This is a genomic window from Paraburkholderia sp. OAS925 (assembly GCF_040543975.1).
GTDB classification, from domain to species: domain Bacteria; phylum Pseudomonadota; class Gammaproteobacteria; order Burkholderiales; family Burkholderiaceae; genus Paraburkholderia; species Paraburkholderia graminis.
The window spans coordinates 2377406-2404223 of sequence record NZ_JBEUNO010000002.1; the positions used below are offsets into that span (position 1 = coordinate 2377406).

Annotated in this window: 18 protein-coding genes and 1 pseudogene; 4 read left to right on the top strand and 15 right to left on the bottom strand. The window is 65.3% G+C overall.

Annotated elements, in window-relative coordinates; translation table 11 throughout:
* The first annotated feature begins 582 nt into the window (after window positions 1-582).
* Window positions 583-1668: an aromatic ring-hydroxylating dioxygenase subunit alpha gene (locus ABIE53_RS29440; RefSeq protein ID WP_310075133.1), complete on the top strand. Its 1086-nt coding sequence runs from the start codon at window positions 583-585 to the stop codon at window positions 1666-1668.
* A gap of 51 nt (window positions 1669-1719) precedes the next feature.
* On the opposite strand, the gene ABIE53_RS29445 is transcribed toward ABIE53_RS29440, so the two are convergent.
* Together ABIE53_RS29445 and ABIE53_RS29450 are read right to left on the bottom strand one after the other, a co-directional pair.
* Window positions 1720-5304, bottom strand: a complete 3585-nt coding sequence (locus ABIE53_RS29445) for a hypothetical protein (protein WP_192698959.1) — start codon at window positions 5302-5304, stop codon at window positions 1720-1722.
* 163 nt (window positions 5305-5467) lie between these two features.
* Entirely contained in the window at window positions 5468-6157 is a 690-nt protein-coding gene (locus ABIE53_RS29450; protein ID WP_192698958.1) for a DUF3455 domain-containing protein, read from the bottom strand.
* Between the two features lie 424 nt (window positions 6158-6581).
* On the opposite strand from ABIE53_RS29450, the gene ABIE53_RS29455 reads away from it, so the two are divergent.
* Window positions 6582-7388: a CHAP domain-containing protein gene (locus tag ABIE53_RS29455; protein WP_192698957.1), complete on the top strand. Its 807-nt coding sequence runs from the start codon at window positions 6582-6584 to the stop codon at window positions 7386-7388.
* A 78-nt stretch (window positions 7389-7466) separates the two neighbouring features.
* Here the strand turns inward: ABIE53_RS29455 and ABIE53_RS29460 are convergent, their stop codons facing one another.
* Window positions 7467-8666, bottom strand: a complete 1200-nt coding sequence (locus ABIE53_RS29460; RefSeq protein ID WP_192698956.1) for a cytochrome P450 — start codon at window positions 8664-8666, stop codon at window positions 7467-7469.
* Window positions 8667-8725: 59 nt separating this feature from the next.
* On the bottom strand, window positions 8726-9337 hold the full coding sequence (locus tag ABIE53_RS29465) for a hypothetical protein (RefSeq protein WP_006047136.1): 612 nt from the start codon (window positions 9335-9337) through the stop codon (window positions 8726-8728).
* 266 nt (window positions 9338-9603) lie between these two features.
* Here ABIE53_RS29465 and ABIE53_RS29470 point away from each other — a divergent pair, with 266 nt between their 5' ends.
* Window positions 9604-10026: an HrpB1 family type III secretion system apparatus protein gene (locus ABIE53_RS29470; protein WP_006047137.1), complete on the top strand. Its 423-nt coding sequence runs from the start codon at window positions 9604-9606 to the stop codon at window positions 10024-10026.
* Window positions 10027-10094: 68 nt separating this feature from the next.
* On the opposite strand, the gene ABIE53_RS29475 is transcribed toward ABIE53_RS29470, so the two are convergent.
* Window positions 10095-12341, bottom strand: a complete 2247-nt coding sequence (locus ABIE53_RS29475; RefSeq protein ID WP_192698955.1) for a winged helix-turn-helix domain-containing protein — start codon at window positions 12339-12341, stop codon at window positions 10095-10097.
* Between the two features lie 405 nt (window positions 12342-12746).
* On the opposite strand from ABIE53_RS29475, the gene ABIE53_RS29480 reads away from it, so the two are divergent.
* Window positions 12747-14228 (top strand): helix-turn-helix transcriptional regulator, encoded by a 1482-nt coding sequence (locus tag ABIE53_RS29480; RefSeq protein ID WP_192698954.1) that lies wholly within the window; start codon window positions 12747-12749, stop codon window positions 14226-14228.
* 90 nt (window positions 14229-14318) lie between these two features.
* Here ABIE53_RS29480 and ABIE53_RS29485 read toward each other — a convergent pair whose 3' ends face one another.
* The 10 genes and pseudogenes from ABIE53_RS29485 to ABIE53_RS29530 all read right to left on the bottom strand — a co-directional run bounded on the left by ABIE53_RS29485 (window position 14319) and on the right by ABIE53_RS29530 (window position 26670).
* Window positions 14319-15083 carry a phage tail tip lysozyme gene (locus ABIE53_RS29485; protein ID WP_192698953.1) on the bottom strand — a complete coding sequence of 255 codons (765 nt, stop codon included), beginning with the start codon at window positions 15081-15083 and terminating at the stop codon, window positions 14319-14321.
* Between the two features lie 159 nt (window positions 15084-15242).
* Complete coding sequence (locus ABIE53_RS29490) at window positions 15243-15863, bottom strand: ANTAR domain-containing response regulator (protein WP_006047141.1); 621 nt, start codon at window positions 15861-15863, stop codon at window positions 15243-15245.
* Window positions 15860-17035: a transporter substrate-binding domain-containing protein gene (locus ABIE53_RS29495; protein WP_192699435.1), complete on the bottom strand. Its 1176-nt coding sequence runs from the start codon at window positions 17033-17035 to the stop codon at window positions 15860-15862. The genes ABIE53_RS29490 and ABIE53_RS29495 overlap by 4 nt, the downstream gene beginning before the upstream one ends.
* A gap of 55 nt (window positions 17036-17090) precedes the next feature.
* Window positions 17091-18408: pseudogene (locus ABIE53_RS29500) on the bottom strand (amidase).
* Between the two features lie 20 nt (window positions 18409-18428).
* Entirely contained in the window at window positions 18429-19136 is a 708-nt protein-coding gene (locus ABIE53_RS29505; protein WP_192698951.1) for a branched-chain amino acid ABC transporter ATP-binding protein, read from the bottom strand.
* Window positions 19133-20992 (bottom strand): ABC transporter permease subunit, encoded by a 1860-nt coding sequence (locus ABIE53_RS29510; protein WP_006047145.1) that lies wholly within the window; start codon window positions 20990-20992, stop codon window positions 19133-19135. The genes ABIE53_RS29505 and ABIE53_RS29510 overlap by 4 nt, the downstream gene beginning before the upstream one ends.
* Window positions 20985-21818 carry a branched-chain amino acid ABC transporter permease gene (locus ABIE53_RS29515; RefSeq protein WP_006047146.1) on the bottom strand — a complete coding sequence of 278 codons (834 nt, stop codon included), beginning with the start codon at window positions 21816-21818 and terminating at the stop codon, window positions 20985-20987. The genes ABIE53_RS29510 and ABIE53_RS29515 overlap by 8 nt, the downstream gene beginning before the upstream one ends.
* 67 nt (window positions 21819-21885) lie before the next feature.
* Window positions 21886-23055 carry a substrate-binding protein gene (locus ABIE53_RS29520; RefSeq protein ID WP_044020121.1) on the bottom strand — a complete coding sequence of 390 codons (1170 nt, stop codon included), beginning with the start codon at window positions 23053-23055 and terminating at the stop codon, window positions 21886-21888.
* 57 nt (window positions 23056-23112) lie between these two features.
* Entirely contained in the window at window positions 23113-24003 is an 891-nt protein-coding gene (locus ABIE53_RS29525; RefSeq protein ID WP_006047148.1) for a nitrilase family protein, read from the bottom strand.
* A 237-nt stretch (window positions 24004-24240) separates the two neighbouring features.
* Complete coding sequence (locus tag ABIE53_RS29530) at window positions 24241-26670, bottom strand: FAD-dependent oxidoreductase (RefSeq protein ID WP_044020123.1); 2430 nt, start codon at window positions 26668-26670, stop codon at window positions 24241-24243.
* Between the last annotated feature and the right edge of the window lie 148 nt (window positions 26671-26818).

Below are 26818 nucleotides of genomic sequence, written 5' to 3' on the forward strand. Positions count from 1 at the left end.
CCGCGAGACTCACGGGCGAAAGGCGAACGTCATTCGTGGAACGGGTAGGCGGATGCGTTTGCGGTTTGGGCCGATTACGCAATTCGAATGACTCGACAGTAGAGGGAGCGGTCCATCAAGGATGTAACGTTTTGTTTCCTCACCGCGATTCAATCGCCTGATTGAAAAGCGGATCACGAAATTGCCATTTTTCGACTACCTGTTTCTCGTAGTTCACTCGGCGCAATAGACGTTTTTTGCCGCTTGCCGAAAAAATAATGACGGAGCAGGGCGCGTTAAACCTTACAGACGCGAAGCTGCGCGAAGCGCGGAAATCGCTTTTGCGACAGCCGTTTACGCGCGATCCTTACATTGATGTAATGTTCGTGTAAGGTTAGGGCGCGGTTTAGACGCCGGCCAATATTTAACCGCTGCGGTATTGGGGGCAAGCGACACGCGCGTCCATCGCTTGCAATCCGTAATACGCATTTATTTCCGCACGAGCGCCTGCTTAATTGCGCGTCTGCCGTTATTTACCGCTATGAGAATTGTTGAGCGTGTTTAATTACGGATTGCCTAATATGGGCTCGCCGCAGGTGAATCGTGCCTCGATCCGACTGGAGACTCGCCGTGCCGTATCTGCTCAACGCCTGGTATGTCGCCGCGCTGTCCAGCGAGGTCACGGCGGATGCGCCGCTGGCGCGCACGCTGCTCGACGAGCCCGTCGTGCTGTATCGCGTTGCCGGCGGACATGCGGTTGCGCTCGCGGATCGCTGCCCGCATCGCTTCGCGCCTTTGTCTCGCGGACGCGTGGTCGACGGTGCGCTCGAATGTCCGTATCACGGACTGCGTTTTGGCGCGGAAGGCCGCTGCGTGTTCAATCCGCACGGCGATGGCCGCGTGCCCGCGCGCGCTGAAGCGCGTCACTATCCGGTGCGCGAACGATACGGCGCGATCTGGCTATGGCCGGGCGATCCGCAACGCGCATCGGATACGCCGCTTCCCGCGTTCGACTATCTCGATCCGCAAGAGAACTTCACGAGCGAGCGCTATCTGCACACGCACGCGAACTATCAGTTGAGCGCGGACAATCTGCTCGACCTGAGCCACTTTCAGTACCTGCATCCGGAAACGCTCGGCAGCGAGCAGATGGCGAGCGGCGCGGTACGTGCGACGGTCGCGGGCAACACGGTGTCGGTGCGTCGCGAGATGAAGGGCGAATATCTGCGGCCGATGCTCACGCAGAGTTTCAATCTGCTCTATGGCGAGCGCGCCGACCGCGAACTCGACGTGCAATGGATACCGCCAGGGCTGCTCACGATCGTCGTGCGCATTTGCGAAAGCGGCTTGCCGGAGACGACGCGCGAAGCGGTTTCAGCGCACTGGCTCACCCCCGAAACCGCCGCGAGTTCGCATTATTTTTTCGCGTTCGGTTTGCCGCGCGCGATCGGCGAGCATGGCGCGGAGCTGGTGAGCCGCACGGCGCAAAGCCTGCTCGCGCCGTTTCGCGATGAGGACATTCCGATGCTCGAAGCGCAGCAACGCATGATCGGCGAACGCGATTTCTGGTCGCTGCGCCCGGCGATGCTGCCGATCGACGCGGGCGCGGTGCACGCGCGCCGCATCATGGAACGGCTGATCGCGGACGAAGCGCGGCAAGGTGTATCGACGGCGGGGGAGGTGTTGTAGTTGGGGGCTGCGGCCAGCAGCCAAAGCCATCGACAAAGCCTCCGCCCGTCGTTACATCGCGCCGCCTGGCGCGTCAGCGGCCGCTGTGCCCGTGCTTGCATGCGTCGGCACCACGCCACCAACTTCCAACGCAGCCGATTCACCCTCCGGTTCCGACACCGGCGTCCAGAACGTCAGGCTCTTGCCGATCCGGCTTTGCTCATGCGATGCCCGCAGTCCATATTTCCAGCCCTGCGAGCTGCTTCGCGCGACCTCACGCAAACCGAACAAGCCGAGCGGCCGCCACGCCGACGGGTCTTCGAACGCGCTCTGCATTTTCCGTTCGAGCGTGCGCAGCTTCGCCTCGATCAGCGCACGCTCCGCGCGGCTCAGCGTCCGCGTGGACGCATCATCTTCCAGACGCGAGCGCAACTGATTCGACAACGTCAGATACTGGTTCAGGCGCGGTACGCATTCATCCTTGATGACCCAGCGTTCGCCGAACGAAAACTCACCGGACGATTCCAACTGCGTCTGCTCGATCACCTGTTGCAGCCGTTGCGCGCCGATGCCGTGCACCCACGCCGGATTCGCGCGCACCGAGCGGGCCCAGTCGTCGGCGTTGCGGAACATGCGGTCCTGCATCGTGTATTCGGCGACGAGGCCGCGGTTATCGCGCATCGCGAAGACGAACGACGAGCGCCCAAACGGCGTGACGTCGACGGCCGCGCCGGCCAGCGTCTTCGGGGCAGGGCTGACCGATCCCACGTCGCCTAAGTCCAAGCCCGTGCTCAAACCGTCGTCGCGGAGCGCAATCGCACGCGGCGCGAACTGCGCGCCCGCGCTCGCTGTCAGCGAGCCCTGCACGGACGTCGCGCCGATCGTGCTGGCAAGCGCGCCGCTCTCCTTCAGATCGGCGGCGGAATAGAGCGTCACGCCCGAGCTCACGCCCGCATAAACGCCGACGCGATCCGGCGAACTCGCGCCCGGCACGTTCGCACGCGCGACGCCGCCGACGGTCAGCGGCGTCGCCGTGACCGACGTCGCGTTATTGCTTTGCGACGACAGCGAAATACGTTCGTTGTCCGCGATACCGGCGGCGAGAATCTGCATGAACTCGTCGGGTGTCTGTGCCTGTTCGGCTGCGTCCCAGTACGCGTTGACCATCTGCCGGCTGTCCTTGTGCCAGACCTCGGCCTCGTGCGCGGCGGTCGCGGGCGTGGGCGCGAGCCGCCGCGCGCGCAACACGACCGACTGCTCCCACGCAAGCGAGCCGCCGACGCCCGACGATGCCCAGCCGCCCGCCATGCCCGCGACGCCGGCCACATCGAGCGCCGCGCCGACGAAACCTTGCGCGCCCAGCGCGCCGTTCACGCGGCTGCGGTTGCCGAAGATCATCTGGCCGCCTTCGTACGCGGTGCCGATCGAATACATCGAATCGCGCCCGCCGAGTACCGTCACGATCGGTCCCGCGGAGACCAGCAGCTTCGCGGGCAAGTTGCCCCACGCGCTGGCGTCGAGCCCGAGCGCATTGCCGTCATACGATGTGAAGCCCGTGCCCGGCACGTTCTGCGCCATCAGCGCGAGATGCTGTTCGCGCAAGTTGCGCGTCGTGATCCGTTCGAGCGGCGCAATGCCGGGGTTGTCCAGCAGATCGTGCGCGGCCTGCAGATTGCGCTGCGTGGGCTCGGCGAGCGGGGCGTCGTCGGCGGCCATCGCGCTTGCATTGAACCAGCGTTCGAGCGTGGCAAGCGTGAAGCCGCCGTCCGTCATTTCATCGACGAAGCGTCGGCGCCGCTCGCGATCGTCGAACATGCGCAAGCAGCGCTCGACGTTGCGCTGCGCTCGCGGATCGCCTTGCCCACGCATTGCGGCGACGCGTGCGCGCGCGGCGTCCCACATCCGCCGCGCGTCGCGCCGGCCGATTTCGAACGATTCGGGCCGGCGCTTTTGCAACTCGCGAAGCCGCGCGTCGGATGGCACATCGGGGCGCGCATCGGTCCATGCCCGCAGGCGCTCCGCGTTCAGCGCATGCGTGAGCATCCGGCCGGGCGTGGCCGCGCGTGGCAACTGCTCGTTGCTGTAGTCGAGCAGCGCGGTGCGGGCGGCGATCAGCGCGGTGTCGTACCGTCCGCGCGTCGTGTCGAAGAACGGCGTGTCGGCGCCAAGCAGACTCGAGGCGCCGATCGGCGAGCGGTTCCTGCCGAACACGCGCGGCACGTCGTGTACCGCAAGCCCCACGCGCGCCTTCGCATGCGCGAAGCGCTGGGCGGGCGGTGCGCCGTCGATCGAACCGAGCGCCGCGTCCTTGCGCTGCTGCCGCTCTGCGCCGCGCTCAACCCACGTCGTGCCGCCGTCGAACAGCAATTGTGACGCGCGCTCCAGATCGGAGCCGGGGCCGCTTTCGTCGAAGCCCATTTGCCACAGACGGTAAGCCGTGATCGCTTCGATCTCGCACGCGCCGATGTCGTGGGCGTTGGTCTCGTTCGCGTCGACGGCGTCGGACGGCAGACGCCGCGCCGCATCGAGCGCGAGCATCGCGTGCCGGCCATACGGATCGTCGATGAACATGCGATACGTCGCGTCGTCGTTGAGATCGGTGGGCGTCGCGCCGAGGTCGGCGTCCATCGAACGCAGCTTGTGGCCGGCCTGCAAATAGACGACGAGCCGCGCGGCCGCGCTGTTGCCGCGCTCCGCATGCGGGGCGCTGTCGCCGAACTGCAAACGCAGCAGACCTTCGAGTGCGGCGCAACGCGCCTGCGCGAGGTTTTGCGCGCAGCGCCAGGTGCGGGGTTCCAGATCGGTTGCGTCGGGTGCGTTGGACTTGTCGGGTGGTGCATTACTGGCGATGTCTAGCGGCTGCTGCAAGCGTTCGAGAATTCGCGCGGCCAGCGCGGGATCGCCGCCGCTCGCCTCGGCGAGCGCCTCCGCGACCGGCACCACGCACTCCTGCGGCAGGCGTTCGACGGCCGGCGGCAACGACGCATCGCCACGCGCCGGCCGGGGTCTGCGCAGCGTGAGTCCGTCGAGCAGGCTATTGATGGCGGTCTGCCGCGCGTCCGCCACCTCCGGCGTGGCATCGGCTGGAATCGGGAAGAGCCGGTTCACGGCGATCACGGGCTGCATGAAGTGATCGTCGAGCGTTTGCGCCCATTCGCGGGCGGCCGCGTTGGCTTCGCGGTTACGCAGACGGCGCAGCGTCTGGCCGATCGCGCGCGGACTCATGAACTTCGGCACGGGCAGCGCGCCGCGCGTGGCGTCGTCGGCCAGGAAGGCGGCCGTGCGTCCGATCGACGCGTTCGCGAGTTGCGCGCCCTGTGCGCCGATCGCGATTGCCGCGCTGTCGAGCGATGCCGGTTCCTGCGCCGGCGCACGTTGCGGCGGACGGGGAAAGCGCGTATCGGCGGCTGGGTTGGCGACGCTGCCGGCTGCGGTGAGCGTCGATTCGAGCACGGTTACCGTGGTGTTTGACGCGCGGAAAATCCGCGTGACCGGATTGTGGCGCACGCGGTCGGACAGACGGGCGAGGCCGCTGAGCGGGGTCTGGGTGTCGGGGGTGGTGGGGTGGGTTTGTGGCTGCGGTTGCTGTTGTGATGAAGTCGCGGCGTTATCGCGGCTGGGTAGAAGAGAGGTCAGTGGCGGAAAGCGGAAGTTCATCGAGTCCTCCGAAGCATGCAGCGGCGCGGCGCGCGAGAAGCGGGAGTGTGGCGTCGGGCGTCGCGTGTGAGGCGGGCGCCGCGTTAGGCGCTATACGTCACGCGTTTCGTGCGAATTTGATGTGTCGTGTTTCGCCTCGTGCGTGACGCAAGACCCGACCACGCTATTGCGCAGCCGACGCCGCGCTCAACGGCGGCTCCGGCGCGGGCACCACTGCGGCGGGGTCGCTCGCGCGATAGAACAAATACGTCGCCGAATACGGCACGAAGAGCGACACGCCTTCCTGGTCGCAAGCCGGATTCGGCGGAAGCCCGCCAGAGGTCAGCACGCGCTGCACCGACGTCGTCCTCGCAAAGCGGCCTTCGCCTGTGCGCTCGCCGGCATTGAAGCGCGCGTCCATGCGTTGCCACGGCAGCGCGTCGGGCGTGACGGTCTGGTCGGCGGCGAGGCGTCCGATCATGTAGCTGCCGTCGTACGCGCTGAACATGCGGTTGGGCATCACCGTGCCGACGCTCTTGCGCGCCTGGTCGACGAGCGTGGCTTCCGTGCCTGTCGACGTCCACTGAAGCGCGCCGCCGCTTCGCCGGCAGCTCCACACTTCATCGCCGACCGCGCTCAACACGTCTTGAAGGACCTCCTGCGATCCGGCTCGCAGCGACAGCGGCAAGGTTTCGTTGGCAGGCGGGACGAGCTTCTGCTGCTGGGCGATCTTCAGTTGCATGGAACCGGGCGTCGGGTCGGCACACGCGGTGAGTAGACTCGCGAGCGCAAGTGCGACGAGCGCGCGGACGGCGACAGCAGGCGCATGCAACGCGGCCACGGGACAGAGCGCGGAAAGAGAATGTTTCGGCACGGCGATCTCGACGCAACGCAATGGCGGTAGTAGACATGAAGCGCGACGGATGCGCCGGCACGCTGCGAAGCGCCGGACGGATCTACGCAGAATCGACTTCTTGCGGCGACCTGCGCGAGATCGCCGCGATGCCGCGCAACGACGAAGCGTGCGCGCCGCCGCACGTCGCAACCCGCCGAACGAACTTGCGCAGAATCGCTTTCTATGTCGGCTCCCGCGAGAATGCCGCAACGCCATGCAAGTACCCGCGACAACCGCTAACGTCCACCCCGCACCCCGCCGCAACACCTCATCGTCCGCTTCGCTTTATTGCGCATCGTTGCGCGCGGCACACGGCAACTGCATCGCGCCGCGTTTACATTCAAGCGTGCCCGGCAACAACGCGCGCCAGGCCACCGCGTCGCTTCGCTAACAAGGAGTCGTCATGACGTATAGCGCATTTTCCACGCTGTCCTATCCGGCAGGCGGATATACGGGCGCGGCCGATCCTTCGTCGCTGTTCACGCGATCCATCACGACGCAACCGAACGCGTGGGGAAACGTCGGCGGCAACGTCGGCGCGAACTGGAATTCGCCAGGCGGCATGGGTGACAACGCGCTCGAACAACTCTTCCTGCAGTTCCTGTTGAGCATCACGAGTCCATCGCAGGAATCGTCGGGCATGCCGATGCCTTCCATGCCCTCCATGCCTTCGCTCCCGACGAGCAGCGGCGGCGTCACCCAAGCCAGCTATCGCAGTTCATCCGGCACGGGCGCGGTCAACGCGAACGGCGCCGTCGAGCGAGGCGACGCGAATGTGCGGCCGGCCGGCTCGGGCAATGCGGCGGGCGTCGCCCAGACGCAGTTGCACAAGTCGGCGGCCAGCATCATGGCGGACCAGGGTGTGCCGATGGACAAGGGCGTCGACACGACCGTGTGCTGCGCGAACTTCGCGTCGGCGTGTCTCGTGAAGTCCGGAAAGATCTCCGAGTCGCAGCACACGAATCTCGTGTCGACGCTTCACAGCGAATTGAAAGGCGACGGCTGGCGCACGGTGAGCCGCAACGAGGCGAAACCGGGCGACATCTGCATCGTCGGCGACGATGAGCACGTCGAGATCGTCGCGAGCAACGACAACGGCCGCATCACGTTGATCGGTTCGAACAATACGCAAGGCGGCAGCGGCCCGCAGGTGGTGTCGTACGACACCTATACGGGCAACCGGGGCGACGTGAAGTTCCTGTCCGAGTGACAACCCGATATGCGATGCAAGATGCGCGAGCCTCACGCGCATCGCGTTCAATCACGACCAGCCTAACGCTCAGCCTAACTAACGCTCGACCATCAACCGGTCATACCCATGAAACGAACCGTGCTGCTGCCGCGCCTGCCAACCAGGCGCGAGCCGCAAGTCCGGCATGCGCCGAGTCAACGCGCGCAATAGCGACTCCAGTTGCATCCGCGCGAGCGCCAGTCCCATGCAGCTATGCGGACCCGCGCCGAACGTCAGCGAACGTCCGGCCTCGCGTTCGAAGCGAATCTCATCGGGCGCGGCGAACACCGCCGGGTCGCGATTCGCGGCGCCGATGAGCGGCATCACGCGTTCGCCGCGACGAATCCGGCAGCCGTCGATCTCCACATCGTCCCATGCATAGCGAAACACGGACTGCACTGCGGGATCGTAGCGATACAGTTCGCGCACGGCTTGCGGCACGAGCGAAATGTCGTCCTTCAGCGCCTGCCACGCGCGCGGCTCGCGCAGCAGCGCGGCGACGCTATTGCCGATGGACAGCAGCGTCGTGCCGTATCCCGCGATAAACAGAAACAGGATATTGACGAGCATTTCGCGCCGGCCGATGCCGCCTTCCTGTTCGAGCCGCAGGAAGCGCGAGGCCGCATGATCGGGCGCGGCGTGAGGGTCGATCGCCCGCATGAACGATTCGACTTGCGCGAGGAAGGCTTCGGTGTGCATGGCCGCGAGCGCGTGTTCCGCGGCGGACATCGGCGCGCCGCTGATCAGTTGCCACGCGCCCGCCGACGCCTCCAGATAACTCGCGCCATGCGCATCGGGAAACCCGAGCAGACGGCAGATCGTGCGCACCGGCAACACGCTCGCGATGTTCGCGACCAGATCGAAACGCGGCAAGTGCTCGCATTGATCGACGAGGCGCGCGACTTCATCGTCGATAAACGCTTGCAGCGACACCAACGCCTTGCGTGAAAACAGCGGCCCGAGAAAGCGCCGCAGCCGTTCGTGCGCTTCGCCCGTTTGAAACACGACCATGCTGGCATAGCCGAGCGGATCGTCGAGCGGCTCGGTGCCAGGCGGCGGCCGCGCCGAAAAACGCGCGTCGTCGAGTATGCGCGTGACGAGCGCATGCGACGACGCGAGCCATACGCCGCTCGCGTCGCGGCACAGCGTCCGATGCGCGCGCAACCATCCATAGAGCGGATACGGATCGCCCGAACCCGTGCCGATGATCGACGGCAGCACGCTGTACGAGCCTGGGTCCGGGATCTCGCAGGTCATCGGCGGTTCGCCGTCAGCATGCGTGCGTGTATCGGTGAGCGGCACGTCGAACGTAAAAGTCACACGTTAAGAGTGTAATTACCCGGCAACTGTGCGGGCTGCTCAACCGTCAGCGGCTGAACCCGATTGTTCGGCGCGCTGTTCAGATTCAGATCGCCCGCGCCGATGTTCACCTGATCCGCTGCGAACTTGTACGTGCCGTCGCTCTGTTTCTCGCCTTCGACGAGGCCGCCGCTCATGATGAGGTCGAAAGGCGAGCGGCCGTTCGTCATCAGTTCGTTGACTTCCTTCTTGCCGTCGGCGGTGAAGCTCACGCTGCCGTCCGCGCCCACCGTGCCGACCGATTTGCCGTTCTTGTCGTAGAGATTGCCGGACGGATCTTCGAGCAGGCTCACTTCGCCGCCGGAGCGCGTCGAGAGTTTGATGGAGCGCAGCGGCGGATTGCCGTTCGACGGCGCGCCGGGATACTGACCGGTCGAGCCGGGGAACTGGCCGCCGCCGGGATACTGACTGCCGCCCGGATACTGGCCGCCCGTGATGCCGAGGTCGTTGAGCAACTGCTGGATGTCGGCGTCGATCTGCGCCTGGTTCGCGCCGCCGTTCTGCTGCCCGCCTGGGTACTGGAACGTCGGGCTCTGGTAGTACGCGGAGTTCACGTTATTGGTGGTCATGGTTCCTCTCACAAGGTTGATTCATGCGGATAACGAAGACTGATGAGGTCGCCAGACCGCGCCGACTTCAACACAGACAGACTATGGGAAGGGCATCGGCGTGCGCGGACGGATGCGAAGCGGGGTGTGAGCACGCGAAATCCGCGCGCCACAACCGCATGCTTCGCGATCACGCTCCGCGCTTCGTATGCGCGCGATAGCCACGCGCCGCGCGTCCGAGAATGCAGAGTGTCGCTCTCTGCCATTCGTTCGCCCAGGTACGTGCAATGAAAAACGATCCATGCAGTGTCGCGGTGCTGGGTGTGCTGCTGACGATCTTCTCCGTGGGACTGCGGCTCGGCGCGCACGCAGACCTCGAGGAACTGCTGCTCGTGTTGCGCCAGCTTCATCCGAACCCGGCGGTCGTCGACATCTGCGAGGTGAGGCTGCTCGTCAATTCGCGGCGCTGGATCGATGCGTTGCGTCTGTTGCGGCAGATCGACGAGCAGGGCTACGGTTCGCCCGTCGTCACCGCATTGCAGGCCTGGTGTCTGTACATGCTCGCCGATCGCGACTGGCGGCGTTGCGCGGCTGCGGTATTGCGCAGCGGCGATCCCACGGCGCTCGCGATCGTCGCGAAGTTTTTGAGCATCGGCGGGGACTCGATTGCCGCGCGCATTGCCGAAGCGTTAGGCAATGAATACACGTGACGATGCCCGCGATGAATTCCACGCCAAGTCGCCGCAATGCGCAAGCGATGTCGGCCAAGTCAGCGCCGTCATCGCGACGCGGCCCCGCTGCGCGCATTGCCCGCTTTCACGATGCGGTCGTAACGCGCCTGCAATTCCGCCGCACGACGTGTATCGCCGGCTTCGCTACAGCACACGATGAGACCGGTCAGCGCGCGCTCGCGGAACGCGCTGTCCGCACACGCGTTGGCCAGTTCGTAGACGGTTTCCCATGCGGCGATGGCCTGCGCGACCGGCGCATGCGCGAGTGGCAGCGTGCTCGCGAGGACCGCATGAACGCGCATCTCGTCCCGTCGACGCGGCGTGGCGCCGGCCTGCACGCCGGCGAGCACCGCACGGCTGCGCTGCAGATATTCGGGTTCGAGCGAAAGCCGCGTCCACAGCCAGGCCGATCCTTCGAGCAGCGAGATCGCCGTTTCGAAGCGTTCGCATTGCGTGCTCCATTCGAGCGACGCGCGCAGGTCTTCGAGATCGCTGATGTCGAGCGCGTCGATATGCGCGCGCTCGCCGCGCTTGCGATGCGCGTTCAGCCGCACGGGCAGGCCGGTTGCGAGCGCGAGCGCGGTGCGGTCGTATTCGCCGGCGTCGCGCAGCATGTCGCGCGCGAGATGGCGGACGGGTCGCCGGATATGCAGCATCCACTGTCCGCTGCTGTCGATTTCCTCGACGAGGCCCGCTTCGGTCAACGCGTCGAGCGCGGCGTCGGCGAGCGCGTCGCTGCGGATTGCGTCGTGCAGGGTGGCGGGCGTGCGTTCGTGCGTTTGCTCCGGCGTTCCGACGCCTGTGCTTGCGGCCATCGGCGGCTCGCAGGCGCCAAGCAGCCCGATGGCCGCGCAGCGCGGGAATTCGCCGGCGAACATCGAGAGGCGCAGCAAGTGCAGACGCGCGCGTCGGTCGAGCCGCGCGAAATGCAAGTCGAACGCGAGCGTGATCGGCGCCGAGCGCGAATGCGGAACACCGGGCGTTTCGATGCGTGGTCCGATGAGCGCATCGAGACATTGCGCGTAGCGGGCCAGTGCGCTTTCGAGCGGCTCGCCGGCGCGCATGTTCTGGTCGATGGTCGCCGCGGCGAGTTCGAGCGCGAGCGGCACGCCGGCGAGCAGTTGCGTGATGAGCACGGCGGCGTCGATGGCGGCTTGCGACATCGCCCCGCCGTCGAGCGCGGTCAGCAGCGCGTTGCCGCTGAGCGGACGCGGCGACGTTTGCTGGGACGTTTGCTGGGACGTTTGCTGCGAAACCCGTTGCCGCTCCCGCCGCGCGGACAGCGTCGCGAGCCGCGCGAACAGCAGACGCAGCGCGTCGTATTCCGGCGCGAGCGTCGCGTTCACGCGAGACTGTTCGGGCGTGCGCAACGGGCCGAGCGTGACGACTTCCTCGATGCACAAGCCAAGCGGCGCACTCGCGGTCACGATCGCACGCACGTTCGGTCCGGCCGCCAGCAACGCGTCGAGCGTGTGGGCCGCGAGCGCTCCGTCGCACTCATTGCAATCGACGACGAGCAGCACGTCGCGCGTGCGCACGCCGTCGAGCAAACGCGCGAGCGGCGTCTGTCCCGAACCCGCGGGCAGATGCAACGCAAGCGCGAACGCAGCGGCGAAACCGTCGTCGGGCGTGAGCGCCGACAGCGCCACCGGCACGACGCCGTCGCGAAAGCGCGCGGCGAGGCGGCGCGCCGCTTCGTGTGCGAGGCGCGCCTTGCCCGCACCGGTTGCGCCGACGAGCGTGATGAGCCGCGTGATCGATATGAGGCCGAGCACTTCCGAAAGCTCGGCATGCCGGCCGATGAACGGCGTGAGTTGCTGCTGCGTGCGGGCCGGGCTCGCCGCTGCGCCAAACGCGGGCTGCGCCGCGCGAGGCGCGGTCACGATCGGCGGCTCGCTCGGCAACTGCCAGCTCGGCGCGGGTGGAGCGGGCGGAGCGGGCGGAGTGGGCGAAGCGGAATCGCCAGGGCCGTTGGTCTGAACCTCGGCGGCAAAGCGATAGCCAAAACCCGGCACGGTGACGATCAGATCGCGATCGTCGCCGAGCGCGCGCCTCAACGCGGAAATCTGCGATTGAACCGTATTGACGTCGACGTTCAGCTCAGGCCAGCCGCGTCGCCCAAGCTCGGCCTGGGCGACAGGCCGGCCGCGCGCCTCGACGAGCGCGATCAGCAGTTCGAGCGCCCGCGCGCCGAGCTCGACCTCGAGACCATCGGCGACGAGCCGCGGCGGCTCCTGGGACAGCGTGAAGCGACTGAACGCCAGGATCGTTTCGTTCGGTCGTAATGACGGCATCGTGGATCTCCAGCGGATTCGGCGAGCCCGGTCGGCTGGGCGCCACCGCGTGCGGCGGATCAAATGCTCACCGGTCATGTCGATCGTGGCCGCGTGCGCAGAGGCGTTCTCGCGGCACGCGCGGTCGACGCCTTTTGACAATTTCGCCGGGCAATGGATTCGTCAGCTTATTGCGAGTTGCATGGTTCGGCAATAGGGTCCAGCGCGCGGGCCTGTCCACGTTCGGCAAGCATCGCGAATCTCAACAGTTCTCAAATCGGCCCGAACGCTCAGATTTGTTGAAGATGTGCGCCGCATATCTGCATAGATTAGGGGATGCGAACGATGGTGGCATTCGCAACGATCGGTTTGCAGCAGCATGCGTGCGGGTGAATCGAGCCGCGCGCATCAACGAGGAGTAGCGCAATGTTCCTGACGCTTTACTTTCCCCTGGCGGCGTCGTTGTCCGTGCAGGATCTGCCGGACGGGTTTCTCAACAAGATACGCGACGGCGATCTGCAACCGGCGGGCGCGCAGGCGAGCCGCTGGTCGGACCTCGCGCGCGGCGCCGCGGGCTCGCCCGACTTGCTGCGCCTGCATGCCGACATGCAGATGGCGCTCGGCATCTGCGACGAAGCCGAAGAACAGTATCGCCGCGCGCAGAAGGCGATCCGCTCGCCGCGTCAGGCGATCCGCGCGGCGTCGTGCCGCAACGCCGGCTGGCAGGCACTGTTTCGTCACCGGCTCGCGACCGCGCTGTCGTGCTTCGCACGGCTCGTCGACGAACCCGACGTCGACGCGGCGCAGCAGATCGAAGCGCGGTTCGGCATTGTCGGTGCGTTGCACGAACTCGGCCGTTCGCGCGATTCGGGCGACGCGCTCGACGAACTCGCGGCCGCAATCACCGATCCGTCGCTCGGGCACTGGCGCGAGATGATCGCCACGTTGCGCTTCGACGTCGCGGTGCAGCGCGAACTACGCGGCGCGACGCTGCTTTCCGATCACGCGTACTGGCAGTCGGGCCTCGGCGACCAGACGCTGCGCGGCGCGGGCACACCAGGCACACCCGGCGCATTCCGCTCGATGGCCTCCGCAAGCGACGAAGCCGATCTTCACGAAGTCGAGGCGTTGAACGTCTGCACGCCGCTCTTGCGCCAACGCGTCGATTATTTGCGTCAGTTGCGCGCGCTGGCGCGTGGCGAACGCGCGGCGCTCGACGGCATCACCGCGCATCTGAACTGGGCTCAGCAGCGCGGCTTCGGCGATTATCTGCGCACCACGCGGCTCGAAGTCGTGCTCGCCGCGCTCGCGTCCGACGCGCCGCAACTGGCCGAGATGCTGCTCGAGCCGCTGCATCGGATCGACCACGCGGCGTCGACGGGGCATCGGCAGCTCGAATATCTGTATGCGGTCGCGAAGACGCATCAGGCGCTCGGGCGCAGCCGCGAGGGCATGCTGTTTTTCGGCCGGTACGCGCTGATCGCCACGCAGTGCCTGCGCGACGATTCGCAGGTGCTCGTGTCGTATGCGGGCAAGGCCGCGCGCCAGGCGCCGCAACTGGACGACGTCGCCGCACGTTTGCCCGCGCGCTACCGGCGCGCTTATCGCTACTTGCAGGAAAACCTCGACCGGCGCGATCTGTCGGTGCGCGAAGTGGCGGCCGAAGTCGGCGTGACCGAGCGCGCGTTGCAAAGCGCGTTCAAGCATTCGCTAGGTCTTTCGCCGACCGAACTGATTCGCCGTCTGCGGATGGAGCGGATTCGCGCGGACCTTCTCGACGATTCGTTTAACGGCGAGCGCACGGTGCTGTTCACGGCCAACAAGTGGGGCGTGCAGAATCGTTCGACGCTGGTGAGCGGCTATCGCAAGCAGTTTCACGAGGCGCCTTCGGAGACGCTGGAGCGGTGACGCGGCGCGTGCTGTTCTAAACGGCGTGTCCGGCGCGTTCCGTTCTCAACACAAGTGGCCTTGAGAATCGCGCGCGCCGAACATGCTCGATCACGCGGTCAACACATACTGCAAGTCGGCGAGGCGGCTCGACATCTGCGGATCGCCTGGACGCTCGAACGTATTGCAGAACACAACGGTGGCGTCCTGCGCGGACTGTGTGCTTTTTATCGCGTCGATCGCGCCCGCTTGCGTGGTCTGCAATTCGTGCTTGAGGAAGCCGTAGTTGGCCTGTTCGCTCGACGGATCGAGGTGATTCGCCGAGCAATAGTCGAGGTAGTCCTGCTTGCGTGAGCCGGTCCATTGCGCGATGCCATAGCCCGATTGCATGTTCGAGTTCGGCGCGCCGATTGCGCCGCCCTGGTTGATGCCTGGGTTCATCCCGCCGCTCTCGTGCCACAGATTCGCGACGACGCCCGCGGCCTGGTTGCGGGTCAGGCCGAAGTCGCGTTGCAGATTGGTCATGAAGTACTGCGCGGTTTTTTTGGCTTCAGGCGTGCTGGCCGAACTGGATTGGCCCGAGCCGTCGCCGGCCGGCACGCCGCCTGTCGTCGATGTGCTTCTGTAGCTGGCGGGCGCGGCGCGAGTTGCCGTCGAAGGCCGCGAGGGCATGGAGGGCAGGGAAGGCATGGAGGGCAGGGAAGGCATCGAGGGCATGCCGGAGCCTGACGCGCCGCTATCGCTGAAAAGATCGGCGAGAATCTGCTCGATCTCGCGCGCGATGTTCTCATCGCTTGCGCTGCCCGTGCCGGAACCGCCGGGCCCGAGCTGATGAATGAGCTGGTCTAGACGTTTGAGTTCGGCGGCATCGATCATGGTGGCCTCGCTCGGAAGGTAAGGGACGAGATCGGTTGAGCATGCAGGATCGAGCCAACTGTAGCAGCGGCGAATTTTCGTTTGATGCGCGGTTCGGAAGTTGACGCCGCTAAAGCGAAGCGGCGAGGCAGCGAGGCAGCGAGCCACGGCAGCTACAAGCTAAAGCTTCGACCGTTTCCCCAGCCCGAGCTTTTCCATGCCCTCGTGAGCGTCGATCACGATCGTCGCGATTTCGCCGACGGTCACGCGCAATTCGGTCGCGCGAGAACGCATGTGCTCATACGCTTCGTTCTCGCTTAGCCGATGCGCGTCGATCAGAATGCGCATGGCCCGCTCGATATGTCGGCGCGCCTTGATCGCCTCCTCGAGCTTGCCGATCTTCGCGTGCAGCCGCTGCTGATAACCCGACGAAGCGCGCGCCAGCACGAGTGTGCTCAGCACACCGGTCGAGCGATACGGCTTCGTGATGACGCCGTGCGCCTGCGTATCGAGCAGCATCTTCAACGCAGTCGGGTTCTCGTAGTCGGACAGCGCAATCAGCGTGGCTTGCGTGTCGGCGGCGCTCCAGTTGCCCGCGTTCCTGATTTCGGGGCCCACCAGAAAAAAGATCACGTCGGCATCCGTGGGTAAATGCGCGGGCAGCGGCCAGATCGCGCGAACCGGGCAGCCGATGCGCCGCAACTGCTCTTCGAGCACGCTGCGGTCGTCGCCGGGCGGATGAATCACCACCACGCGCAGCGTGCGCAGATCGTCGAAGATGCGGCGCGCGCCTGCGTTCATACCGGCTCTCCGTCGAGCCAGAATTCGGCGAACCCGTAGGAAGTCAGATAAGGATCGGGTTTGACCGGTTGACGGCCTTCCCACACGATGTCGAATGCGCCGTCAGGCCGGCACACCGCAATGCGCGGCGTGAGGATCGCGTGATTGTTCGCGCGGTCGATTCGCAGCGAGCCTTCGGGCGAATCGAATTCGACCTCGTAGACCGCGTCGACCAGTTTCGCCGTATCGAGGCTGCGCGTGCGTGCCAATGCGAGCGCAAACAGATGCACCTGGTTGTAGGCCATCTCCGACCACATGCTCGCGGGCTGGTCGCCAAAGCGCGCTCGCCACGATTCGAGAAAGCGCTGGTTGCCCGGCAGCTTCAGCGTGTTTACGTAGCTCGCGGAAATGATGTGGTTGCCGCACAGTTCAGGACCGATCATCCGCGTTTCGCCCTCGGTCATCGTCAAGCTTGCAATCGGGATGCGTGCAGGATCGATTCCGTGCTCGCGATAGAGCTTGTAAAACGCACGCGCGCCCCGGCCAATCAGCGTCGAAAATACCACGTCGGGCTCGACTGCCCGGATCTGCTCGATGACGTCCTGCAGCACCGCGGGCTCGGCGTCGCTCGGCAGATAGACTTCTTCGACAATCTCGCCGCCATGCTGCTCGACCATGTCGCGCATGATGCGGTTCGATTCTCGTGGATAAATGTAGTCGGCGCCAACCAGAAAAAAACGCCGGCCATGATTGCGCAACAGGTAGGCCGCCAGTTGCATGCTGTTCTGGTTCGGCACCGCGCCGGTATAGATCACGTTCGGCGAGTATTCGAATCCTTCGTAGATCGAGCAATACCAGAGCAGCGCGTTATAGCGTTCGATGACCGGCAACACCGCCTTGCGGCTCGACGAAGTCGAACAGCCGAAAATGACCGTGACCTCGTCCTCCTGCAACATGCGCGACGCGAGCCGGCGATATTCGTCGGGATCGCTTTTCGCATCGTACACGACGGGGTCGAGCAGACGACCGTCCACGCCGCCTGCCGCGTTGACTTCCTCAATTGCAAGGACGGTGCCGAAGAAATGCTCCGACTCCGTAGCCGCCGTCACGCCCGTGCGCGAGAACAGCACGCCGACGCGCCAGCCCGTTTCGGCGGACAGCGGTTTCGCGGGCTGTTGCCGGTTCGTCTCCATCGTCTCCATCGTCTCCATTCAGTGTTCTCCTCGCTGCGCTGCGCGTTGCGTTCGGTTAGACCGCGGCGCGTTGGCTAACTGTTGTTCCCGCACTTGCGATGATTGCCTGCTCGACGAACCCTGCGGCGGCGAGGCAGCGCGCATCGTCTAACGGCCGGCCGATCACCTGCACGCCGATGGGCGCGCCGCGCGCGCCGCTGAGGCCCGGCACATTCACACACGGACAGCCGAGCAGCGTCCAGTTGCGATTGAACGCCGGGTCGCCGGTCGACGCAAGTCCGTCGGGCGCTTCGTCGGGCGCGCTCGGTGTGAGCAGCGCCGTGACGCCGTCGAACAGTTCGGCGAGCCTGGCTTTCGCGCGAGCCATCGACGCACACGCGTTCGCATACGCCGCGGCATCGACATTCGATGCGCGCGCGAGAAACGCAAACAGCACCGGCGACAGTTGCGCGCGATGAGAATCGTACTCGAAGCCGAGCGTTTGCCACGCCTCATAGCTTTGAATCGTGTCGTGCGCGGCGATCAGTTCGGCCATCCATGAATCGAAGCGCAGCGGCCGAACGCGGCCGCCCGCGCGCTCGATCGCACGTATCGCTGTGTCGAGCACGTGGCTCGCATTCGCCGAAGGTTCGGTCCACGGATAAGTCTCGGGCACACCGAACACGGGCGGCTCCGCGTTTCGTTCGAGCGCGAGCGGACGTCCGCTTAAAACCTGCGCGAGATAGGCCACGTCGCGCACGCCGGCGGCAAAGAGGCCGACCGTATCGAACGACCACGAAAAGCATTTCATGCCGGCCGTCGGCAGCATGCCGAACGTCGGCTTGAAACCGGCGACGCCGCAAAACGAAGCGGGCCGTATCGTCGAGCCGCCCGTCTGCGAGCCGATCGCAAACGGCGCGATGCCGGCCGCGACGGCTGCGGCCGAACCCGGACGACGAACCGCCCGCCGTGCGGCCAGGGTCGCACGGATTGCGCGTGACGGTTGGCGCCATGTAAGCAAATTCGCTCGTCACCGTTTTGCCGACGAGCACCGCGCCGTTGCGCTTTAACAAGGTGACGATAGCCGCGTCCGACTTCGGCCGATGATCCGCGTAGATCGGCGAACCGTACGAAGTCACGAAGTCGTGCGTGTCGAAGATGTCCTTGACCACGACGGGCAGCCCGGCAAGCGGCCCTTGCGCGGCGGACGCGTTCGCGCGCGCAGTTTCGTGCGTGGCAACGGCGGTCATCGCGCGAAGTTCGGCGTCGACTTCCTCGATGCGCGCGAGCGATTCGAGCACGGCACGGCTGCTGCCTTCATGCGGATTCTGCGCGCCGCGCTCGAGCAGCGCATAAGCGGACTGCGGTCGATAAAACGATTGGGCAAGAGTCATGGCGTAAGTGCAGAGGAGAGTCAAACGCGCAAATGTTCGTAGATCGATTCGGCTGCCGCATCGTCCTTCCCGTTGCCTTCGTCGACGATCTCGCCTTGCTTGAGCACCGCGTAGCGGTCGGCGACCTTCAGCGCGAACGGCACGTTCTGTTCGATCAGCAAAAGCGTCGTGCCATGACGGCTGCGCTCCCATAACAGCGCATCGGCCAGCCGGTCGATCACCGAAGGTTGCAGACCCTCGGTGATTTCATCGAGCAGGATGATCGACGGGCGCATCATCAGCGCGCGCGCCACCAGCAGCATCTTCTGCTCGCCGCCCGACAGCGTGCCCGCGTACTGGCGCAAGCGGCTGCCGAACACCGGAAAAATCGGCTCGATTTCGGCGAAGCGCTCGTCGAACACGGAGACGTTCACGAGCCCGAGCCGCAGGTTGTCGCGGATGCTGAGATCCTGAAACAGCGCATGTTCCTGTGGCGCGTAGGCAATGCCGGCCCGCGCGATGCGATGCGGCGGCAGCCGCGTGATGTCCTGTCCATGCACATGCACCGCGCCGCTTTGCTTCGGCAGATAACCCATGATCGTTTTGAGCAGCGTGGTCTTGCCCATGCCGTTCTTGCCGAGCAGCGCGACGGCTTCGCCATTCGCGACGCTGAACGACAGCTTGCGCAGCACGACCGACGCCTTGTATCCGCTTGTCACATCCTTCAGATTCAACGCGAGCTGGCTCACGACGCCTCCCGTTGTGTTGCTGCGCCGGCGGCTGCATCGCCTTGCGCGGTGCCGGCATAAATGGTTCTGACGAGTTCCGAGTTGACCACTTCGTCGAAATTGCCTTGCATCACGATGCGCCCCTGATGCAGCACCACGATACGCGTGGCGATGCCCGCGACGAAATCCAGGTCGTGCTCGACCAGCAGGCAACACAGCTTGTACCGGTGAGCGAGCGTCGCAAGCACGTTGCCGATCTGCGTGCGCTCGGTTTTCGTGAGGCCCGCGGTCGGCTCGTCCAGCAGCACGATGCGCGGTTCGAGCGCGAGCACCATCGCGAGTTCGAGCGCCTGCTGTTCGCCGTGCGAGAGGTCTTTCGCGACGGCGCCGAGCTTGCGTTCGAGGTTCGTCGCGCGAATCACTTCGAGCGCATACGGCGGCAATGCGAGCGTGGCCGAGCGCCGCACGAGCGACGGCCGCTCGATCAGCGTGCCCGCAATGCGCAGACATTGCGCGACGGTCAGCGTTTCGAAGATGTTGGCGTTCTGAAACTTGCGGCCGAGGCCAAAGCGCACGCAACGGTCGGGCGGCAATTGCCGGATATCGTTGCCGCACAACATGACCGTGCCGGCCGAGCGTTCCGCGCCGTCGCTCATGCAGCGCATCAGCGTCGTCTTGCCCGCGCCGTTCGGACCGATGAGGCCGACGAGTTCACCCGCCTGCGCGTCGAGGTCGATGCCTTGCAGCACCTTCAGACTGCCGAAATGACGCGCGACGCCGCTCATGCGCAGCGCGGGCGCGGCGGCATGAAGCGCGTCGCCGTCGCGTACCGGCCGCTCGATCAGCTCCGGTTCGCGCGTCTCGCCCGCGAGATGGCGCAGCGGCTTCACGAGCAGCGGCACGAGACCTTGCGGCAACAACACGATCACCGCGACGAACGCGGCACCCAATATCAGTTGCCACGCGAACGGCATGATGCCGCTCAGATACGACGTGCCCACGTTGATCAGCAGCGCGCCGATCACCGGACCCCACAACGTGCCGCGTCCGCCGAGCGCGACCCAGATGATCAGTTGCGTGCCGAGCACGAAGCCGGTCAGTTCGGGCGCGACCACGCCGCTGAACGAGCCATAGCCGAAACCGGCGAGTCCCGCGACCGCGGCGGTCGCGACGAGCAGCCCGATCTTCACGAGCGACGTGTTGATGCCGAGATACAGGCAGCGCGATTCGTTGTCGCGAATCGCCGCGAGCACGCGCCCGCCGTCGCTGCGCACGAAGACCCACGCGAGTCCCACGACGACCGCGAGCGCCGCGCCTGCGATCCAGTACCACGCTTCGAGCGAGAGATCGAAGGTCTGATAGCCGGTCAGCCCCGAGCTCGATCCGGTCCACTCTCCGCCGGACAGCAGCAACTGACTCAGCACGATGGGCAGCACGAGCGACATGACCGTTGCGAAGAACGGCGAAGCGCCGCGATAGAACGACAGCCAGCCGAGCAGGGCGGCGACGCCGGCCGTCACGGCAAGCGTGGCCGCGAGCGCGAGCAGCACGTATGCCGTCGAAAAGCCGCCATGCGTGAACACCAGACCGGCTGCATACGCGCCGAGTCCGAAGAAGGCCGACTGGCCGAACGTCAGATAGCCGGTGTAGCCCCACAAAATATCGACCGTCACCGCGACGATCGAGAAGAAGAACGCCTGAATCAGCACGTTCAGCAGATACGAGCCGAACAGGAACGGTCCCGCTGCGATCAACAGAATGCCGAGCACGCCGATCATCGCAAGACCGCGCAACGATTTTTGCTGCGTACCTAAGCGCTTGCTGCCCGGCGACGAGTCGCGCCCGGCATGATCCAGCGACGCGTTGACTTTAGCCATGAGAGAACCCCCGCGGACGGATGCGCAGCGTGAGCGCGGCCAGCACGGCGATGGTCAGCCCGCCGAGCACCGGGCTCACGAAGGTGCTGACGAGCACCTGGCAGGCGCCGAATACGAAGCAGGTGACGAGCAGGCTCAGCATCGAATGCCCGGACACCATCACGAGCATGAAGGCACTGACGAGCCACGGCAGACCCATGTCGGGATCGACGCTCGATAACGGCGTGATGAGCACGCCGGCGAGCGAACCGAAGGCCGCGCCGAGGCTGAACGTGATAAAGCGGATACGTCCCGAGTGAATGCCGAGCCCGCGCGCGAGGTCTTCGTTCATGATGACCGCGCGTGTCTTCACGCCGAAGCGCGTGCCGGTCAGCAGCGCGGTCATGATCGCGCAGATGCCGAGCGCAACCGGAATCAGCACGAGGCGGTAGGCGGAATAGTCGGTGCCCGCAATCGACACCACGCCCTTGAGCGGCGTTTCGACGAACTGCACTTCGCGGCCGAACACCATCACGATGATTTGCCCGATCACGATGCCGAGGCCCCACGTCGCGAGAATCGCATCGAGCGGACGCTTGTACAGGGGCCGCACGATGATCAGCTCGACCAGCATGCCGACCACGATGCCGACGACGATCGCAAGCGGCACGCCGAGCCACGGGTTGAGCTTCAATTGCGTGACGACGAAGCTCGCGTAAGCGCCCATCGTCAGCAACGCGCCGTGCGCGAAGTTGACGATCTTCATCACGCCGAAGATCACCATCAGGCCGGCCGTCACGATGAACAGCACGGCTGTGGTGGTGAGAATGTCTAATGCGAGAACCATGGTTGTCTCCAGTCGCATCCGCACGGCGAGCCGCGCGCTCAGGCGGATGCCTTGTTGCCGGTAGCGCCTACTTGATGTTCGGGCACTGCGCGCCCGGATCGACGTCCGGGAAAGTCTGCAGGATCTTCACCGAGCCGTCCGACTGGATCTGGCCGAGACGCATCGCGAGCGGCGTATGCCGGCTCTTGACCATTTCGATCTGACCGCGCGGACCATCGAACGATACCTGATCGAGCGTCTTGATGACCTTGCCCGGATCGGCGGAACCGGCTTTTTCGACCGCGGCCTTGTAGAGGAAAAACGCCTCGTACTGCGGCTCGGAGAGTTCGTTCGGCGTCTTCATGTCCTTGCCGAAGCGCTTGTCCATCGACGCGAGAAACTTCTTGTTCGCCGAGGTATCGATACTCGTCAGATACGAGCCCGACATGTAGATGCCGGTCGCCACGTCGCCCATGCTTTTCGCGGTGCCTTCGTCGATCGCGAGATTGCCGTACGGCAGCGTGAGGCCCGAGCCCTTCAACTGTTTCGCGAGCGCGACGTTGGGCGCGCCGCCCGCGGTCGCGCTGATCAGCGCGTCGGGGTGCGCCGCGCGGATCTTCGAAAGGATCGGCGTCCAGTCGGTGCCGTCGGTCGGCAGATATTCCTCGCCGACGACCTTGCCGCCGTGCGCCTCGATGTACTTGCGCGTGAACTGCAGCATGCCGCGGCCAAACGCGTAGTCGTTGCCGACCAGATAGAAGGTCTTCGCGCTCTTCGCCTTCGCGAAGTAGTCGACCACCGGCGCGACCTGCTGCTCCGGCACCCAGCCGTTCACATACATCCACGGATTGCACGAGCGGCCTTCATAGAACGACGTGTAGATGAACGGCTTCTTGCCGCGCGCGACGATCGGCAGCGCGGCATTGCGCGCGGCGCTGGTTTCCATCGAGATGATCGCGTCGACGTTCTTCTGGAAGACGAGCGTGTCGTACGCCTTCTGCGCGCCGACCGCGCCGGAGGCGTCGTCGGCGATCTCGAGTTGCACCGGCCGGCCGAGAATGCCGCCCGTTGCGTTGATTTCATCGACGGCGAGTTGCGACGCCTGCACCACTGCGGGCGCGACCACGCTGTTCGCGCCGGACAGTCCGACCGCGACGCCGATGCGGATCGGCTCCGCGGCGAACACGTTCGCGCAGGTTCCCGCGCCGGCCATTGCCGCGACCGCGGCAACCAGGAAGAGTTTAGTGAACGGTCTCATGATGTCCTTCGCAGTGGTGGTGAGTAGAGTAGGGGAGTTGCACGAATACGGCATGCTTCATGTCTGAAAAGAAGGCCAGCGCGCGCCCAGCATCGGGTCGTACACGTCCGCGCGGCGATCGCGCAGGACGTGATTGAAAGCGTTCAGCGTGCGCGCGGCGCGAGTGCGTTTGACGTCGATCGTCGCGTAGAGCACTTCTTCGCGGTCGACGCTCGCGGGCCCCGCGAGCGGCCAGCCGTCGCCGCCCACGATCAGGCTCTGACCGATGAACAGTTGCCCGCGCTCGGTGCCGATGCGGTTCGCGCACGCGATCGCCATGCCGTTGCTGTGCGCGGCGGCCATCGTGAGTGTCGCCGCCATCGCCGAGCGGTCGTCGGGCTGCGAGGGCATCGGCACCCAGTTGGTCGGCACGCATACGATGTCCGCGCCTTGCATCGCCGCGAGCCGGTAGGTCTCCGGAAACCAGCCGTCGTAGCAGATCGCAATCGCAATGCGCCCGAGCGGTGTGCCGAACACGGGCACGCCGCGATCGCCCGGCTCGAAGAAGCGGTTTTCGTTATTCCACAGATGCAGCTTGCGATAAATACCGATGTGGCCGGAAGGACCGGTGAAGAGCGCCGAGTTATAAAGACGCTTGCCCGCGCGTTCGGCGATGCCGGTGACAATATGAACGCCGAGGCGCTGCGCGGTCTCGGCGAAGAGTTGGGACGTCTCGCCATCGGGCAAGCCTTCGGCAAGCGAGAACGCTTCGTCGCGGTCCGCGAACACGTAACCGGTCGTCGCCAGCTCGGGCAATACGACGAGCGATGCACCGTTACCCGCGGCGGTTTCCACATGCCGGATCAGCCGCGCCACGTTGGCGCGCTTGGCACCGATGTGCGGCTCCATCTGCACGCACGCGATGACGAGTTCCTCTGAGCCGGGCTTTGCGAGGTCGTAGTGCGACATTGCTGTTTTCGTCTCCCAAAACAAAAAGCCCCCTGACCAGCGTTGAAAACGCAAGGTTAGGGGGCTGCATAGCCTTCCATGTGTAGCACGGCAACGTTGCCGTGTGCCGCCACAAGATTCATGGCGACAGACTGGGAACGAATTTATGAAATCAAATTTCCCATGTCAAGCACTTAGGACGGTTATAGGGAAAGCACTTGTTTTGCTGCTTGCCGGTCGCCGTTTGCCATGCCGGCTTTACAGCAACTCCTGGTAGTACGGCGAATTCGGCGGCAGTGTCCCGCCCTGACGCCGCACGAACTGCTGCACGCCATGAGTCGCCGACGCCAGCGCGCCGCTCGCGAAGCCGCCCTCGAACGTCAGTTCCTCGCCGATCGCGATCGCACCGTCACTCATGCGCAGCAGCGCGGCATACAGCGTGCGCGTGTTGTCGAGCTGGTCCGGTCCGTCCATCTTGAACGCGCCCCACTGATGACGCTCCAGGCCCCAGTGCGTATACGCGATGCCCTCGCGGCTCTGCTCGACGACGTCGGCGAGATCCGCGAGCTTCTTATGCGACGGATTCTCCGGATCGCGCGAGGCCACGTTTCGAAGCGTCTGGATAAACAGGTCCATCTGCTCGCGGCCCGTCATGCCGGCGACTTTCGTCGAGTTGTCGCCGAGCGTATAGCTTGGATAAACCACGGCGCCGCCGTCGCGGGCAGGCACCACGTACGACTGCTGAAATAGTTCGTCCGCCTGAACATTGCCCGGCAGTTGGCGGTCTTCCAGCAGATCCGCGGCGATCTTCACGGCCATCTTGGTGGCGGGCACCACGCGAGCGTCCTTGACGGCAGCGGCGAAATCGTCCGGCAGCAGCGGCTCGGAACCTTCCTGCGGACCGGTCAGGCCAAGACGCACGGCCTCGCGCGGACCGCCGGCAAAAAATAGTTCGTCGTACTCGGCGGTTTTCGTTTCCTTGCTCGTCTTGTCGAGCCACGTCACCTGGTACTTTCCGTCCACCTTCTTGATGCTCGTAACTTCGGCGTTGAGCTGGATCGCGTTCTGCTCGGCAAGCGAAACGGCTCCTTCGGGCAAGTCGTCGCTATCTTCGATCACCTTGTAGAGCGGGGCATCGGCGCCGTCGACGAGCGCGACGTGATCCTCCAGACGCTCGTCCGCGAGAAAACGGAATTCCTCCAGAAAGCCCGTGCTGAAGTAGCCCGAATAGCCGCCCACGCCGATGCCCGTCGCGCCGAACGTGCGCCATTCGTCCTTGTTCCAGGTGATGCCTTTTTCCTTCAGCAGCTCTTTGAGGCCGGACTGGAACGTGTGGCTGTCGAATTTCTGCTTGGCGTCGTCGCAAAGCTCGCGAAAGCGCGCGGTATCGCCTGCGTCGCGGGCTTCGCGGATCGGCGCGAGCAGCGGCTCGGTCATCGAACGCATGACGTCTTCCGCGACCTTGCGCATCGTCGCGTTCTCCGGCGCCTCGCCGGGCTGCGCTTCATACACTTTGCCGCCGATAAGATACGACGTCTGCACCGAACTCGAATTCGGAAACGGCACATGCTCCAGGCCGTAGTGTTCGGCGAGGCTCCAGTAGAAGTTGCCGCGCGTCGTGTGAAAGCGCATGCCGCCCGGATGATAGGGCGTGGGATCGTCTTCCCAGCGTCCCGACGCAATCCGTCCGCCGATGTGATCCGCCTGTTCGAGCACGACCGGCTTCACGCCGATGCGGTTCAACGCGTCCGCCGCCATGATGCCGGCCGGGCCCGCACCGACCACGCAGACCTTGAGGTTCTCCGCGACGCCTTCTGGCAGCGTGCCCACCTGGCGGTTGTTGTCCCACCAGAAACCGGTGTAGTCGTACATGTGATCGAGCGGCATGGTCATGCGCAGATCGGTGAAGCGGTCCTTCAGAAGCGCTTTGAGATCGGCGTCGTCGCCTGCGGCTTGCATCGGCATGTCGAGCTTCTGACGCGCCTCCGGCGTGCACGAATTGAGCAGCCGCGCGGCGGTTTCGGGCTTCATGAAAACGGCCGTATGCTCGAGCCAGTCGCGAACCGGCGTGCGCGGCAGATCGTTCGAAGCCTGGCGCGCCGTATCGCCGAGAAGGTCCGCTTGCCGCGTGCCGAGCGCTTCGAGCACGTCGCCTTGCTCGGCTTCGCAGAGCGCGTGCCATTGCAGCGTCGTCTCTAAGTGCAGTTGCTCGCGCTTCGGTCCTTCCTCCATGCTGGCGAGCAGCGTCAGATTTTTACTGACCGCGGGGCCAAGCTTGTTGCGATCGCGCGGCCAGTCGCCCGCCGGCTCCTTGAAATAACGTCCGACCGTCTGCGGCGTCAGCCGCGGCAGCGCGCGTCCGAGCATCGAAAGCGAGCCATCGCGAGCGAGCGCGCCGCAGTTCTCCGGCGTCAGATAGTCGCGCATGGAGATCCTGGCGGGCCATTCTTTACTCTGCGCCGGCGCGGCTGTGTCGGTCTTCGATGCCGGCAGCGCCTGGCGCGGGCGTGCCGACGGCGCGGGCTCGCCGGAACCTTCGGGGCCTCGCGCTCTGGCAGTCGGAAGGCTGGGCGAGAGCGGTTGCGGTGTAGCCGACGGCGTGGCCGGCTCCTCGGCGGGAATTCCGCCGGGCGGCGGCAGGTGCGGGTTGTGGCCGGATGCGGAGGAACCTGGTTCGATCTGAGGCATGTCGTATTTCCCTGGTTAAGTTGTCTCTATGTCGTGACCGCGTGAACCGGATCGCTGTGCAGCGAGTGCGAGTGTTAGTGCGGGCACGGGCCGCCGGCGGCGTGCAATGGATGAAGGGCGAGCGGCAATGCATGCAGTGCGTCGAGGC

Coding starts and splice junctions, on each gene's coding strand:
- ABIE53_RS29490 (WP_006047141.1), bottom strand. CDS start 15,863: ATGAACGCAGGCGCGCGCCGCATCTTCGACGATCTGCGCACGCTGCGC.
- ABIE53_RS29475 (WP_192698955.1), bottom strand. CDS start 12,341: ATGCCGTCATTACGACCGAACGAAACGATCCTGGCGTTCAGTCGCTTC.
- ABIE53_RS29530 (WP_044020123.1), bottom strand. CDS start 26,670: ATGCCTCAGATCGAACCAGGTTCCTCCGCATCCGGCCACAACCCGCAC.
- ABIE53_RS29465 (WP_006047136.1), bottom strand. CDS start 9,337: ATGACCACCAATAACGTGAACTCCGCGTACTACCAGAGCCCGACGTTC.
- ABIE53_RS29525 (WP_006047148.1), bottom strand. CDS start 24,003: ATGTCGCACTACGACCTCGCAAAGCCCGGCTCAGAGGAACTCGTCATC.
- ABIE53_RS29515 (WP_006047146.1), bottom strand. CDS start 21,818: ATGGTTCTCGCATTAGACATTCTCACCACCACAGCCGTGCTGTTCATC.
- ABIE53_RS29480 (WP_192698954.1), top strand. CDS start 12,747: ATGTTCCTGACGCTTTACTTTCCCCTGGCGGCGTCGTTGTCCGTGCAG.
- ABIE53_RS29455 (WP_192698957.1), top strand. CDS start 6,582: ATGACGTATAGCGCATTTTCCACGCTGTCCTATCCGGCAGGCGGATAT.
- ABIE53_RS29460 (WP_192698956.1), bottom strand. CDS start 8,666: ATGACCTGCGAGATCCCGGACCCAGGCTCGTACAGCGTGCTGCCGTCG.
- ABIE53_RS29495 (WP_192699435.1), bottom strand. CDS start 17,035: ATGGAGACGAACCGGCAACAGCCCGCGAAACCGCTGTCCGCCGAAACG.
- ABIE53_RS29520 (WP_044020121.1), bottom strand. CDS start 23,055: ATGAGACCGTTCACTAAACTCTTCCTGGTTGCCGCGGTCGCGGCAATG.
- ABIE53_RS29485 (WP_192698953.1), bottom strand. CDS start 15,083: ATGATCGATGCCGCCGAACTCAAACGTCTAGACCAGCTCATTCATCAG.
- ABIE53_RS29445 (WP_192698959.1), bottom strand. CDS start 5,304: ATGAACTTCCGCTTTCCGCCACTGACCTCTCTTCTACCCAGCCGCGAT.
- ABIE53_RS29470 (WP_006047137.1), top strand. CDS start 9,604: ATGAAAAACGATCCATGCAGTGTCGCGGTGCTGGGTGTGCTGCTGACG.
- ABIE53_RS29510 (WP_006047145.1), bottom strand. CDS start 20,992: ATGGCTAAAGTCAACGCGTCGCTGGATCATGCCGGGCGCGACTCGTCG.